The sequence below is a fragment of the Helicobacter cetorum MIT 99-5656 genome (genome assembly GCF_000259275.1).
Taxonomy (GTDB): Bacteria; Campylobacterota; Campylobacteria; order Campylobacterales; family Helicobacteraceae; genus Helicobacter; species Helicobacter cetorum.
This window is the reverse complement of sequence record NC_017735.1, coordinates 590,425-609,562: the sequence shown is the minus strand read 5'-3', so window position 1 is coordinate 609,562 and position 19,138 is coordinate 590,425. Positions and strand designations below refer to the sequence as shown.

General features: G+C 36.2%; 18 protein-coding genes and 2 pseudogenes. 14 read left to right on the top strand and 6 right to left on the bottom strand.

What is annotated here, in order from left to right; genetic code table 11:
- The 7 genes and pseudogenes from rpsL to HCD_RS08920 form a co-directional block, all read left to right on the top strand.
- Entirely contained in the window at positions 1-387 is a 387-nt protein-coding gene (gene rpsL, locus HCD_RS02905; RefSeq protein WP_014659103.1) for a 30S ribosomal protein S12, read from the top strand.
- A gap of 15 nt (positions 388-402) precedes the next feature.
- Complete coding sequence (rpsG, locus tag HCD_RS02900) at positions 403-870, top strand: 30S ribosomal protein S7 (RefSeq protein WP_014659102.1); 468 nt, start codon at positions 403-405, stop codon at positions 868-870.
- 11 nt (positions 871-881) lie between these two features.
- Positions 882-2,960, top strand: coding sequence for an elongation factor G (fusA, locus tag HCD_RS02895; RefSeq protein WP_014659101.1), 2,079 nt, complete (start codon positions 882-884; stop codon positions 2,958-2,960).
- Between the two features lie 127 nt (positions 2,961-3,087).
- Positions 3,088-3,264: a hypothetical protein gene (locus HCD_RS09320; RefSeq protein ID WP_158308552.1), complete on the top strand. Its 177-nt coding sequence runs from the start codon at positions 3,088-3,090 to the stop codon at positions 3,262-3,264.
- Positions 3,265-3,274: 10 nt separating this feature from the next.
- On the top strand, positions 3,275-3,409 hold the full coding sequence (locus HCD_RS09675) for a hypothetical protein (RefSeq protein ID WP_265101271.1): 135 nt from the start codon (positions 3,275-3,277) through the stop codon (positions 3,407-3,409).
- A gap of 73 nt (positions 3,410-3,482) precedes the next feature.
- Positions 3,483-3,866: a hypothetical protein gene (locus HCD_RS02890; RefSeq protein WP_014659100.1), complete on the top strand. Its 384-nt coding sequence runs from the start codon at positions 3,483-3,485 to the stop codon at positions 3,864-3,866.
- A gap of 389 nt (positions 3,867-4,255) precedes the next feature.
- A pseudogene (locus HCD_RS08920) lies at positions 4,256-4,594 on the top strand (hypothetical protein); the annotation flags it as partial.
- A gap of 54 nt (positions 4,595-4,648) precedes the next feature.
- On the opposite strand, the pseudogene HCD_RS09535 reads toward HCD_RS08920, so the two are convergent.
- A pseudogene (locus HCD_RS09535) lies at positions 4,649-6,237 on the bottom strand (hypothetical protein); the annotation flags it as partial.
- Positions 6,238-6,291: 54 nt separating this feature from the next.
- Here HCD_RS09535 and HCD_RS09315 point away from each other — a divergent pair.
- Complete coding sequence (locus HCD_RS09315; protein ID WP_158308551.1) at positions 6,292-6,438, top strand: hypothetical protein; 147 nt, start codon at positions 6,292-6,294, stop codon at positions 6,436-6,438.
- A gap of 301 nt (positions 6,439-6,739) precedes the next feature.
- On the opposite strand, the gene uvrB is transcribed toward HCD_RS09315, so the two are convergent.
- Both uvrB and tnpA read right to left on the bottom strand, forming a co-directional pair.
- The gene (gene uvrB / locus HCD_RS02875; protein WP_014659098.1) at positions 6,740-8,722 is read right to left on the bottom strand and encodes an excinuclease ABC subunit UvrB; all 1,983 of its coding nucleotides are present in this window, start codon (positions 8,720-8,722) and stop codon (positions 6,740-6,742) included.
- Between the two features lie 238 nt (positions 8,723-8,960).
- Positions 8,961-9,377 (bottom strand): IS200/IS605 family transposase, encoded by a 417-nt coding sequence (gene tnpA, locus HCD_RS02870; protein WP_014658764.1) that lies wholly within the window; start codon positions 9,375-9,377, stop codon positions 8,961-8,963.
- Between the two features lie 36 nt (positions 9,378-9,413).
- Here tnpA and HCD_RS02865 point away from each other — a divergent pair, with 36 nt between their 5' ends.
- Positions 9,414-10,736 carry an RNA-guided endonuclease InsQ/TnpB family protein gene (locus tag HCD_RS02865; RefSeq protein WP_014658798.1) on the top strand — a complete coding sequence of 441 codons (1,323 nt, stop codon included), beginning with the start codon at positions 9,414-9,416 and terminating at the stop codon, positions 10,734-10,736.
- 219 nt (positions 10,737-10,955) lie between these two features.
- Positions 10,956-11,189: a flagellar protein gene (locus HCD_RS02860; protein ID WP_411269449.1), complete on the top strand. Its 234-nt coding sequence runs from the start codon at positions 10,956-10,958 to the stop codon at positions 11,187-11,189.
- Positions 11,190-11,238: 49 nt separating this feature from the next.
- On the opposite strand, the gene HCD_RS02855 is transcribed toward HCD_RS02860, so the two are convergent.
- Complete coding sequence (locus HCD_RS02855; protein WP_014659096.1) at positions 11,239-11,823, bottom strand: flavin reductase family protein; 585 nt, start codon at positions 11,821-11,823, stop codon at positions 11,239-11,241.
- 1 nt (position 11,824) lies between these two features.
- Positions 11,825-12,874, bottom strand: coding sequence for a lipopolysaccharide heptosyltransferase II (gene waaF, locus HCD_RS02850; protein WP_014659095.1), 1,050 nt, complete (start codon positions 12,872-12,874; stop codon positions 11,825-11,827).
- Between the two features lie 61 nt (positions 12,875-12,935).
- On the opposite strand from waaF, the gene hisS reads away from it, so the two are divergent.
- Genes hisS through HCD_RS02835 form a run of 3 tightly spaced genes read left to right on the top strand, consistent with a single transcriptional unit; the run spans position 12,936 to position 16,510 of the window.
- Positions 12,936-14,264, top strand: coding sequence for a histidine--tRNA ligase (gene hisS, locus HCD_RS02845; RefSeq protein ID WP_014659094.1), 1,329 nt, complete (start codon positions 12,936-12,938; stop codon positions 14,262-14,264).
- Complete coding sequence (gene asd / locus HCD_RS02840; protein WP_014659093.1) at positions 14,251-15,288, top strand: aspartate-semialdehyde dehydrogenase; 1,038 nt, start codon at positions 14,251-14,253, stop codon at positions 15,286-15,288. Before hisS ends, asd begins: the two co-directional genes overlap by 14 nt.
- 10 nt (positions 15,289-15,298) lie before the next feature.
- On the top strand, positions 15,299-16,510 hold the full coding sequence (locus HCD_RS02835; protein ID WP_014659092.1) for a sulfurtransferase: 1,212 nt from the start codon (positions 15,299-15,301) through the stop codon (positions 16,508-16,510).
- A 115-nt stretch (positions 16,511-16,625) separates the two neighbouring features.
- Here HCD_RS02835 and HCD_RS02830 read toward each other — a convergent pair whose 3' ends face one another.
- Positions 16,626-17,369, bottom strand: coding sequence for a carbonic anhydrase (locus HCD_RS02830; RefSeq protein ID WP_014659091.1), 744 nt, complete (start codon positions 17,367-17,369; stop codon positions 16,626-16,628).
- A 368-nt stretch (positions 17,370-17,737) separates the two neighbouring features.
- Here HCD_RS02830 and HCD_RS02825 point away from each other — a divergent pair, with 368 nt between their 5' ends.
- Positions 17,738-19,114, top strand: a complete 1,377-nt coding sequence (locus HCD_RS02825) for an HP1184 family multidrug efflux MATE transporter (RefSeq protein ID WP_014659090.1) — start codon at positions 17,738-17,740, stop codon at positions 19,112-19,114.
- Positions 19,115-19,138: the final 24 nt, after the last annotated feature.

Genomic DNA, 19,138 nt, shown 5'->3' with positions numbered 1-19,138 from the left:
GTGCCTACTATCAATCAGTTGATTAGAAAAGAAAGGAAAAAGGTGGTTAAAAAAACTAAATCACCTGCATTAGTGGAATGCCCCCAAAGAAGGGGGGTTTGTACTAGGGTTTATACAACTACTCCCAAAAAGCCTAACTCGGCTTTAAGAAAGGTTGCTAAGGTTCGTTTGACCAGTAAGTTTGAAGTGATTAGTTACATTCCGGGTGAAGGACACAACCTACAAGAGCACTCCATTGTATTAGTGCGTGGTGGTAGGGTGAAGGACTTACCGGGTGTGAAATATCATATTGTTCGTGGTGCCTTAGATACTGCAGGGGTTAGCAAGAGAACGGTTTCACGCTCTAAGTATGGAACTAAGAGAGCTAAAGCAACAGACAAGAAGTAAAAAAGGACAAGAGACATGAGAAGAAGAAAAGCACCGGTTAGGGAAGTTTTGGGAGACCCTGTTTATGGAAACAAGGTAGTTACTAAGTTTATCAATAAAATGATGTTTGATGGTAAGAAGAGCGTAGCTGAAAAAATCATCTATAAAGCTTTTGACAAGATTGAAGAGAAAAGTGGTGAAAAAGGTATTGAGATTTTTGAAAAAGCCCTAGAGAGAGTGCGTCCTTTAGTTGAAGTGCGTAGCAGGAGAGTGGGTGGGGCTACCTATCAAGTGCCTGTAGAAGTAAGAGCAAGCCGCCAGCAGTCGCTATCAATCCGTTGGATTTTGGAAGCGACTAGAAAACGCAATGAAAGAATGATGGTAGATAGATTGGCTAATGAGCTTATGGATGCGGCTAGTGATAAAGGTGCAGCTTTTAAGAAAAAAGAAGATGTGCATAAAATGGCAGAGGCGAATAAAGCGTTCGCACATTATCGCTGGTAATTGGAGTTAGAATGGCTAGAAAAACCCCATTAAATAGAATTAGAAATATTGGTATTGCCGCTCACATTGATGCCGGAAAGACCACTACATCTGAGAGAATTTTATTCTATACAGGTGTGAGCCATAAGATTGGTGAGGTGCATGATGGTGCTGCGACAATGGATTGGATGGAGCAAGAGAAAGAAAGAGGGATTACTATCACTTCTGCGGCAACAACTTGCTTTTGGAAAGATTATCAAATCAACTTGATTGACACTCCGGGACACGTGGATTTTACCATTGAAGTGGAACGCTCTATGCGTGTTTTAGATGGTGCAGTTTCGGTGTTTTGTTCTGTTGGGGGTGTGCAACCTCAAAGTGAGACCGTATGGCGTCAAGCAAATAAATATGGCGTGCCTAGAATTGTCTTTGTAAATAAAATGGATAGGATTGGGGCGAATTTCTATAATGTAGAAAATCAAATTAAACAACGCTTAAAGGCTAATCCTGTACCTATTAATATTCCTATTGGGGCTGAAGATACTTTTAAAGGTGTTATTGACTTAGTGCAAATGAAAGCCATTGTTTGGAATAATGAAGCAATGGGGGCGAAGTACGATATAGAAGAAATTCCTAGCGATTTGTTAGAGAAAGCTAAGGAATATAGAGAAAAGCTTGTGGAAGCCGTAGCTGAGCAAGATGAAACCTTAATGGAAAAATACTTAGGTGGCGAAGAATTAAGTATTGAGGAAATTAAAAAGGGTATCAAAGTGGGTTGTTTGAGCATGAATCTTATTCCTATGCTTTGTGGTTCTTCTTTTAAAAATAAAGGTGTGCAAACTTTACTGGATGCAGTAGTTGATTATTTGCCGGCTCCTACAGAAGTTGCTGACATTAAAGGAATTGACCCTAAGAATGAAGAAGAGGTCTTTGTTAAGTCTAGTGATGACGGCGAATTTGCCGGCTTGGCGTTTAAAATCATGACCGACCCTTTTGTGGGACAACTCACTTTTGTGCGTGTGTATCGTGGTAAGCTAGAGTCTGGTAGTTATGTGTATAACTCTACAAAAGACAAAAAAGAGCGTGTGGGAAGACTTCTCAAAATGCACTCTAATAAGAGAGAAGATATTAAAGAAGTTTATGCAGGCGAGATTTGTGCGTTCGTAGGATTGAAAGATACGCTAACAGGCGATACTCTTTGTGATGAAAAGAATGCAGTGGTTTTAGAGAGAATGGAGTTTCCTGAACCTGTAATCCACATCGCTGTGGAGCCTAAGACTAAGGCTGACCAAGAAAAAATGGGCGTAGCTTTAGGAAAGCTTGCTGAAGAAGACCCAAGCTTTAGAGTGATGACCCAAGAAGAAACCGGACAAACTCTCATTGGGGGTATGGGTGAGTTACACCTTGAAATCATCGTAGACAGATTAAAAAGAGAATTTAAAGTAGAGGCTGAAATCGGTCAACCCCAAGTTGCCTTTAGAGAGACTATCCGCTCAAGCGTAAGCAAAGAGCATAAATATGCTAAGCAAAGTGGCGGTCGTGGGCAATATGGGCATGTATTCATTAAGCTTGAGCCTAAAGAGCCGGGCAGTGGGTATGAATTTGTGAATGAGATTTCTGGCGGTGTGATTCCTAAAGAATATATTCCAGCTGTTGATAAGGGTATCCAAGAGGCTATGCAAAATGGTGTTTTAGCGGGTTATCCGGTAGTGGATTTTAAAGTTACTCTTTATGATGGAAGCTACCATGATGTGGACTCTTCAGAAATGGCGTTTAAAATCGCTGGTTCTATGGCGTTTAAAGAGGCAAGTCGTGCGGCTAATCCGGTTTTACTAGAACCTATGATGAAGGTGGAAGTAGAGGTTCCTGAAGAGTATATGGGTGATGTGATTGGCGACTTGAATAGAAGAAGAGGTCAAATCAATTCTATGGACGATAGATTGGGCTTGAAAATTATCAATGCGTTTGTGCCATTGGTTGAGATGTTTGGCTATTCTACTGATTTGCGTTCAGCTACTCAAGGGCGTGGGACTTACTCTATGGAATTTGACCATTACGGCGAAGTGCCTAGCAATATCGCTAAAGAAATTGTGGAAAAGCGTAAGGGTTAATTTTAAGACTTGGTTACTTTTAAAGTATTTTTTATTTAATGGCTTTTGTAGGGTCGTGTTAGAAATTTCTAACACGACTTTATTTTTATAATGTTTTGCTGTCTAAAAGCTTAAAAAGGATTAAAGATTGAATTTTAATCGGTTTTACCCTCTCTCTCTCATTTCTAAAGTTCTAGTTTTTCCATTTGTCTTACTACTTGTAGGGTGTTCAAGTGCACCTATTTACTACGGACTCTTATCTAGCGTTGATTTTGACGATAAATTATTGAATGTCATAGGGGCATGTCAAGGGCAGGTCTTGTAGTGAAGTCTTTATGGACAAAGGCATTGATAATGCCATTAAAGATGCCTTAACAAAGACCGAACAAAAAGGCTTGAAAAAGGGAGATTTCTTTTTTAATGTGCGTGTTTATTCAGAAGCTAGCTACGGCTTGGGGACACTTGTATAGCTTTTGAGGGCAATCTTGTAGAACTAAAAACCCACGATAATGTTTCCAAACAATCAAAAATAAAGGAATAACAATGTATTTAAGAATTATTTCTATTATTTGTATAGCATTATTATTTGTTGGTTGCTATACACTAGAAGTTACTTATGGAAACCTTGGTGTGTTTTCTAATAAAAAATTGCCAAAAAATATTCAAGTAGAAACAAGTGGGCATGTTGAGGGAAAAAATTGTGTGTATTATGTCTTTCCTTTTTTCTTTTTCAATTTGTTTAAGAATGCTAAAAAAGGTGGCATGGAAATTGTTGTGCAAAAGGCTATAGAAGAGAGACACAAAAGAGGTTTTAAGGGGAATGTCTTAACAGATGCTAAAATGTATAGAAAAGGTGGTTATTGTTTTCTCTTTGCTAATGCGTGTTTAGTGGTGGAGAGAAATTTAAGCACAATCACTAAGAAATAGATTTAAAATGGTCTGATATAGCATTAAATCACTAGTTTAAGTGTGTGTGGTATGAGATTTAGCAATCTTGGAGTTAAAATTTTAAGATTGCGAGTTGCCAAAGAATTTAATTAAATGCCTTTATGTATTTATTTAAAATAAGAGAAATAAAACCAGTAATTTTTTGTTTGATTTGGTTTTGAAAGAAATGGCTAGATAACGATTTTTAATGCATGACATAACAAGACAAGGAAATTTTACATCTTTCTAGTTTCACAACTAGAGATCTAACTGAGTGTTTTAGGATTTTTGGATTTGTGAGAGAATATAAAATAGCAATTGATTATTTTTATCCCAACAAAGCGAAAAACTCCGTCCTTTAGGGCGGAGTTTTTCGCTTTGTTGGGATAATAAATGAGTGGAAGCACATTAAACTTCAAGCATTAAATCAAAACAAGGAAATTTACAAGGCGAAGGACTTTGAGTATGTAAGAGAGAAAGACACCCCACTTTTTGAACTCAAACACAGCAAACAAGAATTACAAGAGCTAAGACTACAGATGGGCAACGATGAATTTTCAAGCCAATACCAGCAAGAGCCAACCGCAAGCAGCGGCGGGTATTTTGAACCTGAATTTTTTACTAAAATTTTCACACACGAATTAAGCGAGCTAAATACCTACATTTTTGTAGATAACGCCATGAGCTTAAGCAAGAACGCAGACAATAGAGCCGTGGTTGTGATGGGTGCAGGCTATTTCTTTTCCAAATAGTCTGTCTAATCGTTCATTATATTTTCTAACTCACTCTCTTAAAAATCCGTATTCATAGACTTTGGGCTGTAAATCTTTGGCTAAGTCTTTTAAGGCGTCTTGTAAATTAGCATAAAGCTGTTTGTAATACCCATCTTTGGCTTTAATGGGTGGGTTTAACTTGCCTTGTGCGTTTCTTCCTTGAAAAAATTCTTTAATATCATATAAGCTCGCATTAGCGTTATAGTCGTGGTTAGTGAAATCTTGTGCGTGGTAATAGCGATAGATTTCTTTTCCAGCGTTAAACACACTTAGAGCATTCTCGCTAAATTCTAAAGGCTTAATTTCTTTTTTAGGGTCATCAAAAAGATTATCGCTTTCTTTTTTAGGGGTCTTGCCTTTTAAAAAGTCTAGCAACACATGGCTAGTGTATCTTTCTTTGGCGTTCACTTCTTGCTCGCTAAAGGGTATGAAATGGTTTACCCCCCCCCCGTTGTAATGCGGTTTTGGGTGTGAAAAAGCATGAATGCTAGGGCGTTGTTTTTAAACTCATTGTCAGTTTGCCATGCGTCATTATAAGGAGCGTAAAACTGGTCTCTATCGTTTTGCCATGTGGCTTTGATACAATGGCGGACAGAGAAAAATACACTACCAAGTAAAATATTATTGCTAGTAATCGCAAAATATACACTATGGCGTTTAGAAACATCTTTATTATTGATGATAGCAACAGAGGGCGAACCTTGAAAGTCTGGAGTAGGAGTATCTATATATCCCAAAATTTCATTGTTTTCATTTTTTTCTTTTTGTTTTAACCATGCATGAATATTTTTAACTTTTTCATTAACAATATCTTTATTGCCCAAAAATCCGCCGAAACTATCAAACACTTCTAAGCTATAATGGTTTGTGGGGGTTTGACTTAATGGGGTTTTAGATAGAATTTCATCACGCCCCATAAGTGGCTTTATGGGGCAAATACACTCAAAGGAGTTTGTCATGTCTAAAGCACATGATAAAAACTCTTGGCTAGTAGTATATCTTAAATTCTTATTTAAGGGGTTTAAGTTTGTCTTTTTAGTTGAAAGATAGCTAGTCAAAGTTCCCTTAAGCTCTGTGTTTAGGGGTTTCCTTAAAGTAGATTTGCCTATAACTTTTGGGGCGTTTAACTCATTTTCTAAAGCTTTTAAAACGCTTTCTAAGCTATACCATTTTGTGATTTTAAGATTTTTAAGGGGATTTTTAGCAGAATTTCTTTGTGTCCTTTTAGTATCCCACACCAAAAACCCTATAGGAAATTGCCCCCTAACATTATCAAATGTGTCTGCTGGCACCATAAAGCCCCCCTTAAACTCAGCCTTAAAGACTTCTCTAAATTTTTTAAAATTACTAGAATTTAGGTATTTGAGCTTGGAAAAGCTCGCCAAGATAACGCCGTTTAATTCTTTGTAAATACGCATGAAAAATTGAGCAAAAAGCTCGTTATTAGCCTTGCCTAATTCATTTTTATATTTTTCACATATGAGATTGTCTCGTGCGACTTTAGATTTATGCTCGCCTGTGCCATTCATCTTAGATTTGTTACCTGCTTCTGCATACGGAGGGTTAATGTAAATAATGAGCTTTTTTAACTTCTCTTTATAATATAATTCTATCCATATTAATATTAATGATACATTATGAAAAAAGTTTTAATGGGTTTGCCTTTGTTATGTGGCAGTGCTGTTGCTTACGACTCGTATTATAATAGCGATGGAAGTTATGGTAATCGTCATGGCAATACTATTTATAACAGCGATGGAATTTTTTCTAGGAAAAGCGGTAATACCATGTTATCATAGCGATGGGTCATTCACTAGGTTACGCTAGGTTTGTAAGTGCAAGAAAGTTCTGTATCAAGTAGCATTGATTAGAAAAACATAAAAAACGCCAGAGGCGTTTTTTAAAATCTTATAATAAAAGAGCTTACGAAACGAAGTGTAGTAAGCGATAGCTTCTTAAGGCGTTCTAGGGGGTTAGGGGGGATACTTAAGGGGGGCAAAAGGGGGGTATATCGCAAATACCCCCTTGTCCACCTTAAGAAAATGAGTTTTACAATCAAATAAAATTCAAGTTGTAAAATATTGTTAAAAGATAAACCTTTTAAAGCGTTTTTAATTTAGCGATTTCATCTCTCAAACGCATAGCTTCTTCAAAATCCAAATTCTTCGCACACTCTCGCATTTTTTTATCTAATTCTTTGATGATTTTTTCTCTTTCACTTCTAGGCATTTTGTCCTTTTTCAAAGCTTTAGCAAGGGCGATTTTAGTTTCATCATCTCTTAGTTTCAGCTCCGCTTCCAAAGTGCGGCTAACACTTTTTGGAGTGATATTGTGGAGTTTGTTAAACTCTTCTTGCTTAGTGCGTCTATAAGTGGTAATCTCAAAGGCTTTTTGCATGCTTATAGTGATTTTTTTAGCGTATAACAAGACCTTACCATTAGCATTTCTTGCAGCTCGCCCCATGGTTTGAATGAGACTTGTTTCGCTTCTTAAAAACCCTTCTTTATCTGCGTCCATAATCGCTACTAAAGAAACTTCAGGTAAGTCTAGCCCTTCTCTTAAGAGATTAATCCCTATTAAAACATCAAATTCTTTAAGCCTTAAAGAGCGGATAATATGGTTTCTCTCAATCGCATCAATTTCACTATGCATATAACGCACTTTCAAGCCCCATTCAGCATAGTATTTACACAATTCTTCTGCCATTTTTTTAGTGAGTGTGGTAATTAGCACTCTTTCATCTCTCTCTATTACTAACTTGATTTCATCAAATAAATCTTGGACTTGTTTATCGCTATCTCGCACTTCAAAATTAGGGTCTAAAAGCCCTGTAGGGCGAATGATTTGCTCTGCGACATTGTTTTTAGAAAGCTCTAATTCTAGTTTATTAGGCGTAGCGGACACAAAGAGAAATTGACAATTCTTATTGATGAATTCATCGTATTTTAAAGGGCGATTATCCAAAGCAGACGGCAATCTAAAGCCATATTCTACTAAAACACTTTTTCTACTCATATCCCCTGCATACATGCCCCCAAATTGGGGCAAACTCACATGGCTTTCATCAACAATGACTAAAAACTCCCTATTAAAAATCCCCAAGTAATCCAACAAACAAAAAGGGGTTTCGCCGGGCAATTTACCGGTAAAATGGCGTGCGTAATTTTCAATGCCCTTACACACGCCTGTCGCACTAATCATTTCTAAATCATGCTCAGTGCGTTGCTTAAGGCGGTTGTATTCAAGCATTTTATCTTGCTCTTTAAAAAATTTCAATCTTAAAGCCAGCTCATCTTCAATGCTTTTAATGGCTAAATTTAATCTCTCACTCCCAACCGCAAACTGACTGGCTGCATAAAGCATGACAGAATCTAAACGCTTGATTTCATTCCTTTCTAGGGCGTCAAATACCGCAATTCTCTCTATCTCATCGCCAAAAAATTCAATCCTAATAAACTCTGCATCATTATAAGCCGGAAAAATATCCACGCATTCACCTGTCGCTCTAAAGCTCCCCCTATCAAACACCACTTCATTACGACTATAGCCCATTTCTACAAGCTTTAATAAAAAGCTCTTGTAGGCTCGTTTTTCGCCCACTTTGATTTTTTCCATAACTTTCAAATATTCTTCAGGGTTACCCAAACCATAATTAGCCGATACACTAGCAATGACTATCACATCATCATAACCTAGAAGTGAAGTGGTCGCACTTAATCTTAAACGCTCTAAATCATCATTAATAGAGCTGTCTTTTTCAATGAATAAATCTCTTCTAGGAATGTAGCTCTCAGGCTGGTAGTAATCAAAGTGGGATATAAAATACTCCACTCTATTATGTGGAAAAAACGCCTTAAACTCGCTATAGAGCTGTGCACACAAGGTCTTATTATGGCTCATTATCAAGGTGGGCTTATTGACTTTAGCGATGATATTTGCCATCGTGTAAGTCTTACCACTTCCTGTAACGCCCACTAGAGTTTGGTATTGGTTTTTAGCTTTTAGGCTTTTAGTAAGCTTTTCTATTGCTTGGGGCTGATCGCCAGCTGGTGAATAATTGCTTTTTAATTCAAATAAGGGCATGTTGAAACTCGCATTTTTTTAGGGGTATTATAGTGGTTTTTTAACACGCTTCTTTAACAAAAATCATTTTAAAGGTGCTGTTAAAATCCCTTTTATATCTTTAAATTTTGTTTTATGTGGTTTAAATTTTATCCCAACAAAGCGAAAAACTCCGTCCTTTAGGGCGGAGATGTAAGCGTCAATAGCCGTTAGGCTATTTTTTAGTGTCATTTAACCTAAAAACAAAAGGTTAGCAAATCTAATGTGGTGTTTCTTGCTCTTGGATATATTGCTTAATGATTTCTAAAGGAGCACCCCCACAGCTTCCAGCAAAATAACTAGGCGACCATAAATGATTGCCCCACAAAGTAGCTTTAACATTTTTAAAATTTTGTTGTCTAACCAAACGACTACTAACACCCTTTAAAGAATTAACTAACCTACTAACACTAACTTTTGGTGGATAATTGATAAGTAAATGCACATGGTCGCTTTCCCCATCAAATTCTACTAACTCGCTTTCAAAGTCTTTGCATACCTTAGCAAATACAGAACCTAAAAAGTCTATAACTTCTTTGTTGAATGCTTTACGCCTATATTTAGTTACAAATACTAAATGCACATGCATTAAAAAAACACAATGTCTGCCATGTCTAATATTATCAATTTGTTTCATAGACCAAGTTTAACTAAATTATGCTAAAATCTTTCTATGAAAGTAAATAAGGGCTTTAAATTTCGTTTGTATCCTACCAAAGAGCAACAGACCAAATTACAACACTCTTTTTTTGTCTATAACCAAGCCTATAACATTTGCTTAAATCTACAACAAGAGCAATACGAAAAAAACAAAGATTTACCCACTAAACAAAGAAAATGGCAAAAATCAAGCGAATTAGATAGTGCGATTAAGCACCATTTAAAAGCTAGGAATTTAAGTTTTAGTAGTGTAGTCGCTCAACAATCACGCATGAATGCAGAAAGAGCCTTAAGAGATGCCTTTAAAGTCAAAAATAGGGGCTTTCCTAAATTTAAAAACTCTAAATTTGCTAAACAAAGTTTTACTTGGAATAATCAAGGCTTTTCTATCAAAGACTTTAACGAACGCTTTAAGATGTTTAACTTAATGAAAATGCCCTTAAAAATGCGTATGCATAGAGACTTACCCCTTAATGCTAAGATTAAACAAATCGTAGTCTCTTGCTCTCATCAAAAATATTTTGTTAGTTTTAGCATAGAATACGAAAAAGAGCTTAACACTATTAAAGAGCCTAGAAATTGTGTCGGTGTGGACTTAAATATCTATGATATAGCTTTAAGCGTTGATTTAAAAGAATATGAAAAACTAACCGACCTAGAACAATACCAAAAAGACATGAAAGAACTAGGTTTAAAAGTAGATGAAAATATCAATCTAAAACGACTTATTCCTACTTATTCTAAACTACATTCTTTTAAAAAATACTCTAAAGAATTTAAAAGACTACAAAGAAAACAAAGCCGTAGGGTTTTAAAATCTAAACAAAATAAAATCAAACTAGGAGGTAATTTTTACAAAACTCAAAAAAAATTAAACAAAGCCTTTGATAAATCAAGCTATCAAAAACTAGACAGATACCATAAAATCACAAGCGAACTTTCAAAGCAATTTGAATTGATAGTAGTTGAAGACTTACAAATTAAGAACATGACCAAAAGAGCCAAACTCAAAAATGTTAAACAAAAGAGTGGGCTTAATAAGTCTATACTAAATACTTCATTCTATCAAATCATCTCTTTTTTAGACTACAAACAACAGCATAATGGCAAATTGTTAGTGAAAGCTCCCCCACAATATACGAGTAAAACTTGTCATAGTTGTGGGCAAATCAACCACGAGCTTAAATTAAATCATAGAGAATATCTGTGTCAAAATTGCGGATATATAGAGCATAGAGATATAAACGCCGCAAGTAATATTTTAAGCAAAGGGTTAAGTCTTCTTGGGTTAGGAAATAGCCTTGCAGACTTTAAAGAGCAAAGCCTTTCGTATTAGCATTCAGTAGGGTGCTTTAGTTAGGAAGCTCCTCGCTTTAGCGAGGGGTGTTTCACTATCCTTAAATAAGGGAATAATGATAAATCATAAAATCTTATAATTAAAATTTTTATCCGTTTACTTTTTTGATGTAGAATGCTTTCGCTTTAATAACATTAACAACAAGGAGTTTTTCAGATGAAAAAACAAATTTTGACAAGTGCCTTATTGGCGGGGCTAATGACAAGTTTCGCATATGCAGATGCTCACAAAGATGAGAAAAAAGACATGAAAAAACCTAAAATGGTTGAGTTAGCTCACAAAGATGAGAAAAAAGACATGAAAAAACCTAAAATGGTTGAGTTAGCTCACAAAGATGAGAAAAAAGACATGAAAAAACCTAAGTTAGTTGATTTGTATACAGCTAAAGAAGACAAGAAAGATATGAAAAAGCCTAAGCATTCTGTAGCTTAATTGACTTGAAGAAGGCGTTTGAGAACGCTTTCTTTGGTTTTTTGTGTTTTTATAAGTTTTTAGCACTCTTTAAGATTCCTGAGACCTGATAGGATTTACCCACTCTTCCCACCCCCCTAAAAGTAAAGTTTAAATCTTCTTCATACAGAGTTTTTTCAATGTAGCTGTGTTTGACTTCCAAAAAAAAGGGTTTAGATTCTTTAGGAATTTCTAAAAATTGATAAAAATCACAACAAAACGCTATGCTAACCCCTTGAACAATAGGCGGATAGTCAGCATGGATTTCTTGCATAGGAATACTGAATTTTTCACTTTCGCTGACATTATATTCTAGCTCCATAGAGCTTAGCTGTAGGGCATTTAAATGGCGTTCATCACACAAGCAAATGGTGGCTTTTTGAGTCTCTAAAATATTTTTAAGGGTGTCTTTGTTGCTTCCATCACTTTTGGGTGTGAGATACAAACTTAAGAGAGCTGGTTCGCTACAAATAGGGGCAAAAAAACTAAAAGGCGCGAGATTATTGACTTGGTTTTTAGAGAGTGTAGAGACCCAAGCGATAGGTCGTGGTGTAATGCTGTGGCTTAAAATCTTGTGTTTTTGTAAAAAACTTGCTTCTTCAAAATTAATTAACATTTTAATCCCCTTCTAAGAGAGTGTAGGCAGCTTGAAGAACTTCAGTGGGTGTGATAGACTTCATGCACATTTGATTTTTTTCACCCCTTAAAGGACAGATGCGTTTTTTGCAAGGCGAACAAGCCAGGTTATGGTTTAATAAAACCGCTTTTTTAGCCTTATAGGGGCTAGTTTCTTGCATGTCAGTGGGACCAAAAAGGGCGATTAAAGGGGTGTTTGTGCTAGTAGCCACATGCATAGGACCGCTATCATTAGTGATAAAAAGGTTTAATGAAGCGATGTTTTGTGCTAATTCTTCAATGCTTGTTTTTCCGCACAGATTCGTTGCATTTGTCATCAACGCCTTATTTTTTAATTCGTTTTGAGTGAGTCTCAAAATCTCTTCAGAAACCAAGGAGTCTTCTTTGGCACCAAAGAAATAAATTTCATGCCCCTTTTCTAATAAGACACTAGCGACTTTAGCGTAATAGGGGGGTAACCATCTTTTGGCGCTTCCATAACTCGCACTAGGGCTAAAGCCGATTTTTTTAGGGGTGTTGTTAGAGCGAGAGTGGAGATTAAAAGCTAAATTCAAGGGTAACACACTCTCTCTATCCAGCTCTTTTTTTAAAAATTGTGAAAATAAAAAGCAATATTTTTCTACTTGATGATAATCTCTAGGAGGTTTAGCTATAGCATGGCTGAGTAAAAAGGAGCGTAAAAATTTAGCAAAACCTATGCGAATGGGCGTTTTTGTGGCATAGAGCAAAAAGGCTGAGTAGAAATGATTGCTGAGCGTGATAGCCAAATCGCATTTGTTTATTTTTTGGGCGAGTTTGTAGGTGGCTAGGAGTCTCAAAGGGGAATTTTTGGTGTTGTCTATGAAAGTGGCTTCCACACTCTCATCTTTTTCAAAGAGTTCGCAAGCGATTTTTGTGCCTACTAAAACAAAGCGTGCGTTTGGGTAGTGGTTTTTAAGGGTGTAAAAAAGCGAGCTTGCCATAACTGCATCACCTAGCCAGTTAGGCAAACGCAACAAAATACGCATGCCATTTTGTGTTGTTATGCCCATAAATTGCCCTTTTTTAAAATTTTTAAGCTAAAATTTTAGCATATAAATATAAGGAAACCTAATGATTACCCCTAAAGTATTGAGCGGATTTAAAGACCGCTTACCTAAAGATGCGATACAAAAAGCCCAGTTGCTTTCTAAAGTTTCTTTGGTTTTTCAAAGTTTTGGTTTTGTGCCTATTGAAACCCCCCATTTAGAATACGCTGAAGTGTTATTACCTGATGCTAGTAGTGATATTCAAAAAGAGATTTATCGTTTTAAAGACCATGGAAGTAGAGATGTGGCTTTAAGGTTTGATTTGACTGTGCCATTAGCTCGTTTTGTCTCACAGCATTACCACACCTTACAAATTCCCTTTAAACGCTATGCTATAGGAAATGTCTTTAGGGGTGAAAGGGCTCAGAAAGGGCGTTACAGAGAGTTTACGCAATGTGATTTTGATTTTATAGGGAGCGAGAGCTTAGTTTGTGATGCTGAGATTATTCAAGTAATTATCGCTTCTTTAAAAGCTCTAGATTTGGAAGATTTTTGTGTGTCTATTAATCATAGAAAAATTTTAAATGGGATATGTGAGCATTTTGGCATTTCTCAGGTTACTGAAGTGTTGCGTATTGTGGATAAGTTAGAAAAGATTGGCTTGAATGGGGTTGAAGAGGAGTTGCAAAAAGAGTGTGATTTGACTTTGAAGGTGGTTAAAGAGCTTTTAGAGATAGTCCAAATCAAGCAAAATGATTTAGGCCATGCAGAATTTTTTGAAAAAATTTCTTACTTAAAAGCTTATAATCAAAATTTAAAAGAAGGCATACAGGATTTAGAAAAGCTATACCGGTTACTAGGGGATTTACAGATTTCTGAAAACTTGTATAAAATTGATTTTTCTATCGCTAGGGGCTTAGGGTATTATACAGGGATTGTGTATGAAACAACCCTTAATCACATGAAATCTTTGGGGAGTGTGTGTTCAGGGGGGCGTTATGATAATTTGACTAAAAATTTTTCTAAAGAGAATTTACAGGGGGTGGGGGCTTCTATTGGGATTGACAGGCTACTAGTCGCTTTAAGTGAAATGCAATTACTAGATGAACGCTCCACTCAAGCAAAGGTATTAATCGCTTGTATGCATGAAGAATATTTTTCTTATGCAAATCGTGTGGCGGAGTTTTTAAGACAAAGCGGTATTTTTAGTGAAGTCTATCCAGAAGCTCAAAAGATTAAAAAGCCCTTTTCCTATGCAAATCACAAGGGGCATGAATTTGTTGTTATCATTGGGGAAGAAGAATTTAAAAGCGAAACTTTAAGTTTAAAAAACATGCATTCAGGCATGCAACTCAATTGCTTGAGTTTTTTAAAAGCCCTTGAAATTATTGGAAACAACGATGAAGACTTATAATATCGCTATTGTCGGAGCTAGTGGGGCTGTAGGGCAAGAGCTTATTAAGGGTTTAGAAAATTCTTTTTTTCCTATTAAAAAATTTGTGCCGCTTGCTAGTGCTAGAAGTGCAGGCAAGAATATCAGAGCCTTCAATAAAGATTATGAGATTTTAGAAACTACGCATGAGATTTTTGAAAAAGAAGAGATAGACATCGCATTTTTTAGTGCTGGGGGGAGTGTGAGTGAAGAGTTTGCAAAAAGCGCTTCAAAAACTTCCTTAGTGATTGATAACACAAGTTTTTTTAGATTAGATGAAAATGTGCCTTTAGTAGTGCCTGAAATCAATGCGAAAGAAATTTTTAACGCCCCCTTGAATATCATTGCTAACCCTAATTGCTCTACCATTCAAATGACGCAAATCTTGAATCCTTTACACCTTGAATTTAAGATAAAAAGTGTGGTTGTTAGCACCTATCAAGCCGTAAGTGGGGCGGGGAATAAGGGTATAGAGAGTTTAAAGAATGAGTTAAAAACCGCTTTAGATTTTCTAGAAAAAGACCCCACTACAGATTTAAACCAAGTTCTACAAGTAGGGGCTTTCACTTACCCTATCGCATTTAATGCAATCGCTCATATTGATAGTTTTAATGAGAATGGCTACACTAAAGAAGAGCTAAAAATGGTGTATGAAACCCATAAGATTATGGGTGTGAATTTCCCTATTAGTGCGACTTGTGTGCGAGTGCCGGTATTGAGAAGTCATAGCGAGAGTTTAAGCATTACTTTTGAAGAAGAAGTCAATCTCAAAAAAGTCTATGAAGTGCTAAAAAATGCCCCTAGCGTGGTGGTTTGTGATGAGCCTAGTAAAAATCTTTACCCTACACCTTTAAAAGCGAGCAATACTGATAGTGCTTTTATAGGGCGATTGAGAAAGGATTTGTTTGACAAGAAGACTTTGCATGGCTTTTGTGTGGCAGACCAGCTGAGAGTGGGTGCGGCGACAAATGCCTTAAAAATTGCTTTAAATTATATTAAACAATAATCGTTTCAGCTTGGATTTTTTAAATTTAGATAATTTCAAAAATATTCTTTTTGAAAAAGATACGACTATTATTGACACCAGAGAGGCTTGTTTTTTTCATGGCTTCAAAGAAAAGGGGGCATTAAGAGGGGGGCATGTTAAAAATGCCTTGCGGTTGCGTTCTTTGTGGCTAGAGAGACTTAAAGATAAAACCCCTTACTTCTTATACTCTAAGGGGGCTTTGTCTAAAAATAGAATCGTCTTGTATGGAGAAAAAAGCGAAATTAAAGCCCTAAAACCCTTTTTTAAAACTCCAAAAATCCTAGCATTTGAAAATTTTATGGAGTATCAAAACGATTTTTCTAACCCCCTAGAAAAACTAAAAAATTACCACTATAGCCTTTCGCCAAGTTTGTTGTATCAAAAATTGCAAGAAGAAGATTGTCTTATTTTTGAAGTGGGGCATGCAAGCCTAAAACAAAGCACAGAGCATGTTTTAGGGGCATTGTACTTGGATACAGACATTTTAGAAAGCCCCCCTTTATACAATCTAAACCCTATTGAAGTTTTACAAGAAAAGCTTTCAGAACTCGGTGTTTCTAAAGATTCTTCGGTCGTTTTGTATTCTAGTAGTGTGATTGCAGCTTTAAGAGTATTTTTTATCCTTCAATACGCTGGGGTAAAAAAAGTGCAATTTTTAGATGGGGGCTTAGAGGCGTGGAAGAATTTAAATTTGCCTACTAGCAAGCATTATAAAACCCCCAAACGCTTCTTCTCGGCATTAAAGCCTTGCAATTCTTTTTATTTGTCTTTAGAATCAGCTTTAAAAAAGCAAAAAAAGGGGTATAAATTAGTTAGCATTCGCTCATGGGAGGAATATCAAGCCCAAAAAAATGATTACGCTTACATAGAGAGAAAGGGCGAAATACCCGGGGCGTTATGGGGTTTTTCAGGGAGTCATTACAGCAATGCGTGCGATTTTTATAACCCTGATAACACTCTAAGAAACCCTTATGAAATCTACAAACTTTGGGAGCAGCAAGGCTTTAATAGGTATGACAAAGTGATTTTTTATTGTAGCACAGGCTGGAGGGGGGCTGTGGCGTGGTTTTATGCTCTGTTAAATGGGTGGGACAATGCGTTTTTATGTGATGGGGGCTGGCATGAGTATCAAAGCAAGGGATTTATTGCGAGAGAAAACGCTCTGAAAATACCTAAACCTAGTGCGAATAATGGGTATTAGATAGCCTTGTTGAGATAAACTCTAATTGCATATCAAACACAGAACATGAAACAGACAGATACAATAAATCTGTAAGGAGTTAGCACTATATAAACCCCTTAAGTGGGGTTAAAAATTAGCGGGTTTCAACTGAACTTTTAATAATCACTGTGTTATAGTCAGGTTGAACGGGGCGTTGGTTAGGCGAATTTTTCATGTGTTTTTTGATTTCGGTCAATTGTTTCGCAGAAACTTCCAAAGGCTCTTCTACAACAAACCATGCCACACCTTCTGTGCAAGGCGGAGCTGTGAGAGAGCCATTAAAGTGGTAGTAATTGATTGTTTTAGGTAAGAATGTATCCAAAGCAATAGCTTTGAGATTTTGTTTATTCTTGGTGGCTTCTAAAATAGGGGTAAGAGCCGGATTTTCCTTTCCTTCTTCAAAACCTAGAGCCAATACTAATAAACGCCCTTTGGCGTCTTTATGCACTAAATGTGCACTCAAAGGTTTGGTTTTACCATTGATTAAAAACTCCATAGGAGCGTGAAAATGTAAATTATCTAGCACATAGTCATGCCCCCTATAATTGATGTGATTAGTAGGTTCAAATGAAGCCTTTAAAGTATGGCTGGTAAAATACACTGCTTTGGGTTTAGAAGCAGCATATTTAAATTGTAAATCGGCCTTATCTTCAGTATGGTAATAATGTTCAATGTCGATAGGGGACTGGCTTTTACCACTTTTGCACACTTCAAAATCCTTGTGTAGTTTGTCCCAATGGTGTGGACCGTGTTCCTTACCCTTATAATCCCATTTAGTTTTTTCAGCACCGATAAGAGAAGTTGCAAGAGCTAATGCGATAAAAAAAGTTTTTTTCATTTGATTATCCTTTATTTTTTAGGTTGTTTTAAAAAGACAACGGCTTAATTCTAGCACTTAAACGACAAACGCTGTCATAAAAAAACTAGATTTTTTAAAAGTTGAAAATGATTTTAAAATTTGTTTTAAATAGTAACAATTTCATTCAATGGAGTTAAAAAGATGAGGTAAATCTCAAGAATAAAATATAAAAACATTTAAAAATTTAAAATATTTTCTATTAAATATATTGGATTTAGAGAGAAACAGCCACTATAATTTCAAAAAGCATGCATCATAATACCCTATCGTTTGTAACGGAGTAGTTAAAAGACTATCTTTTTAGTTAAAATAATGAGATTAATCATAAAACTAGGTGTAAGGAAAGCATGCTAAAAAGAAAAATTGATTTGCATAAAGATTCTATTAGGAAATTATTTTTTTACTACTTTGTCCCTTTGGCTTTTTCTATGGTTTCTTTATCCACTTATTCTATGATAGATGGCATGTTTGTAGGCAAGAAACTAGGTAAAGAAGCTATAGCAGCAGTCAATATTGCATGGCCTATTTTTCCGGCATTAGTAGCGTATGAATTACTCTTTGGTTTTGGGGCAGCTAGTATTGTGGGGTATTTTTTAGGTAAGGACAAAACCCATAGAGCCAGACTCGTTTTTAGTAGTGTGTTTTATTTTGTTGCCTTTAGCACCTTTATTTTTAGCATGGCATTAATGCCTTTTAGTGAAACTATTGCACGCCTTTTTGGAAGTAATGATACCTTATTAGCAATGTCTTCACGCTATATTGAAATCATTCTTATGGGGGCTGTTTTTATGGTGCTACACCCCTTAGCTGATGTCTTTGTGGTGAATGATAAACGCCCCATTCTAGCTATGGTAGCCATGTTGATAGGCTCGTTAGCGAATGTCTTTTTCAACTACTTATTTATTTTTGTTTTGGAAGTGGGGGTTCAAGGCAGTGCATACGCTACAGTTATAGGGCATGCGATAGGCTTTTTGGTTTTAATGCAGCATTTTTGGCGTAAAAAAGGGCAATTGTATTTTATTAAGCGTTTTTCTTTGTCTTCAGTCATCTCTTCAGCTAAGAGTGGTGTGCCACAAAGCACAGCAGAATTTAGTGCTTCTATTATGATTTTATTGTTTAACACCGCTATCATGCACACCGCTGGTGAGAGATTTGTAAGCATGTATGGAATTGTTATGTATAATGCGATTATCTTTTTTACCACTTTATTTGCGATTTCTCAGGGCATTCAACCTATCGCAAGTTTTAGCTATGGAGCCAAAAATTTAGAGCGAGTGAAAGCCGTGTTTGTCTTTGGTTTGAAAGTGGCGTTTTGTGTGGGAATTTCTCTCTATGGTATTTATTATTTCTTAGATGAATATTTAATCAAGCTTTATTTGCAACCAAGCGAGCAAGATGCATTTTTTATGCAAGAGACTAAAAGGGTGATGAATATTTACTACATCGGCTATGTCTTTTTGGGTATGACTTTGTTGTGTGCAGTGTTCTTCCAATCCATTCAACGCACCAAAAGTTCGTTTATCATCACCATTTCGCATACGCTAGGGTTTATCATTATTTTATTACCGATTTTAAGTTATTTCTATGGGATTAATGGTATTTGGGTAACTTACCCTATCGCACAATTTTTGGCATTTTTAAGTGCGTTAGGGGTAACCTATTATGAAATCAAGAAAGGGGTTTTCACCACTTATAAAGAGCAAAATCTTGTTGTGAAAGGTTAGTCAATGGGCTTAATCAATAAAGTG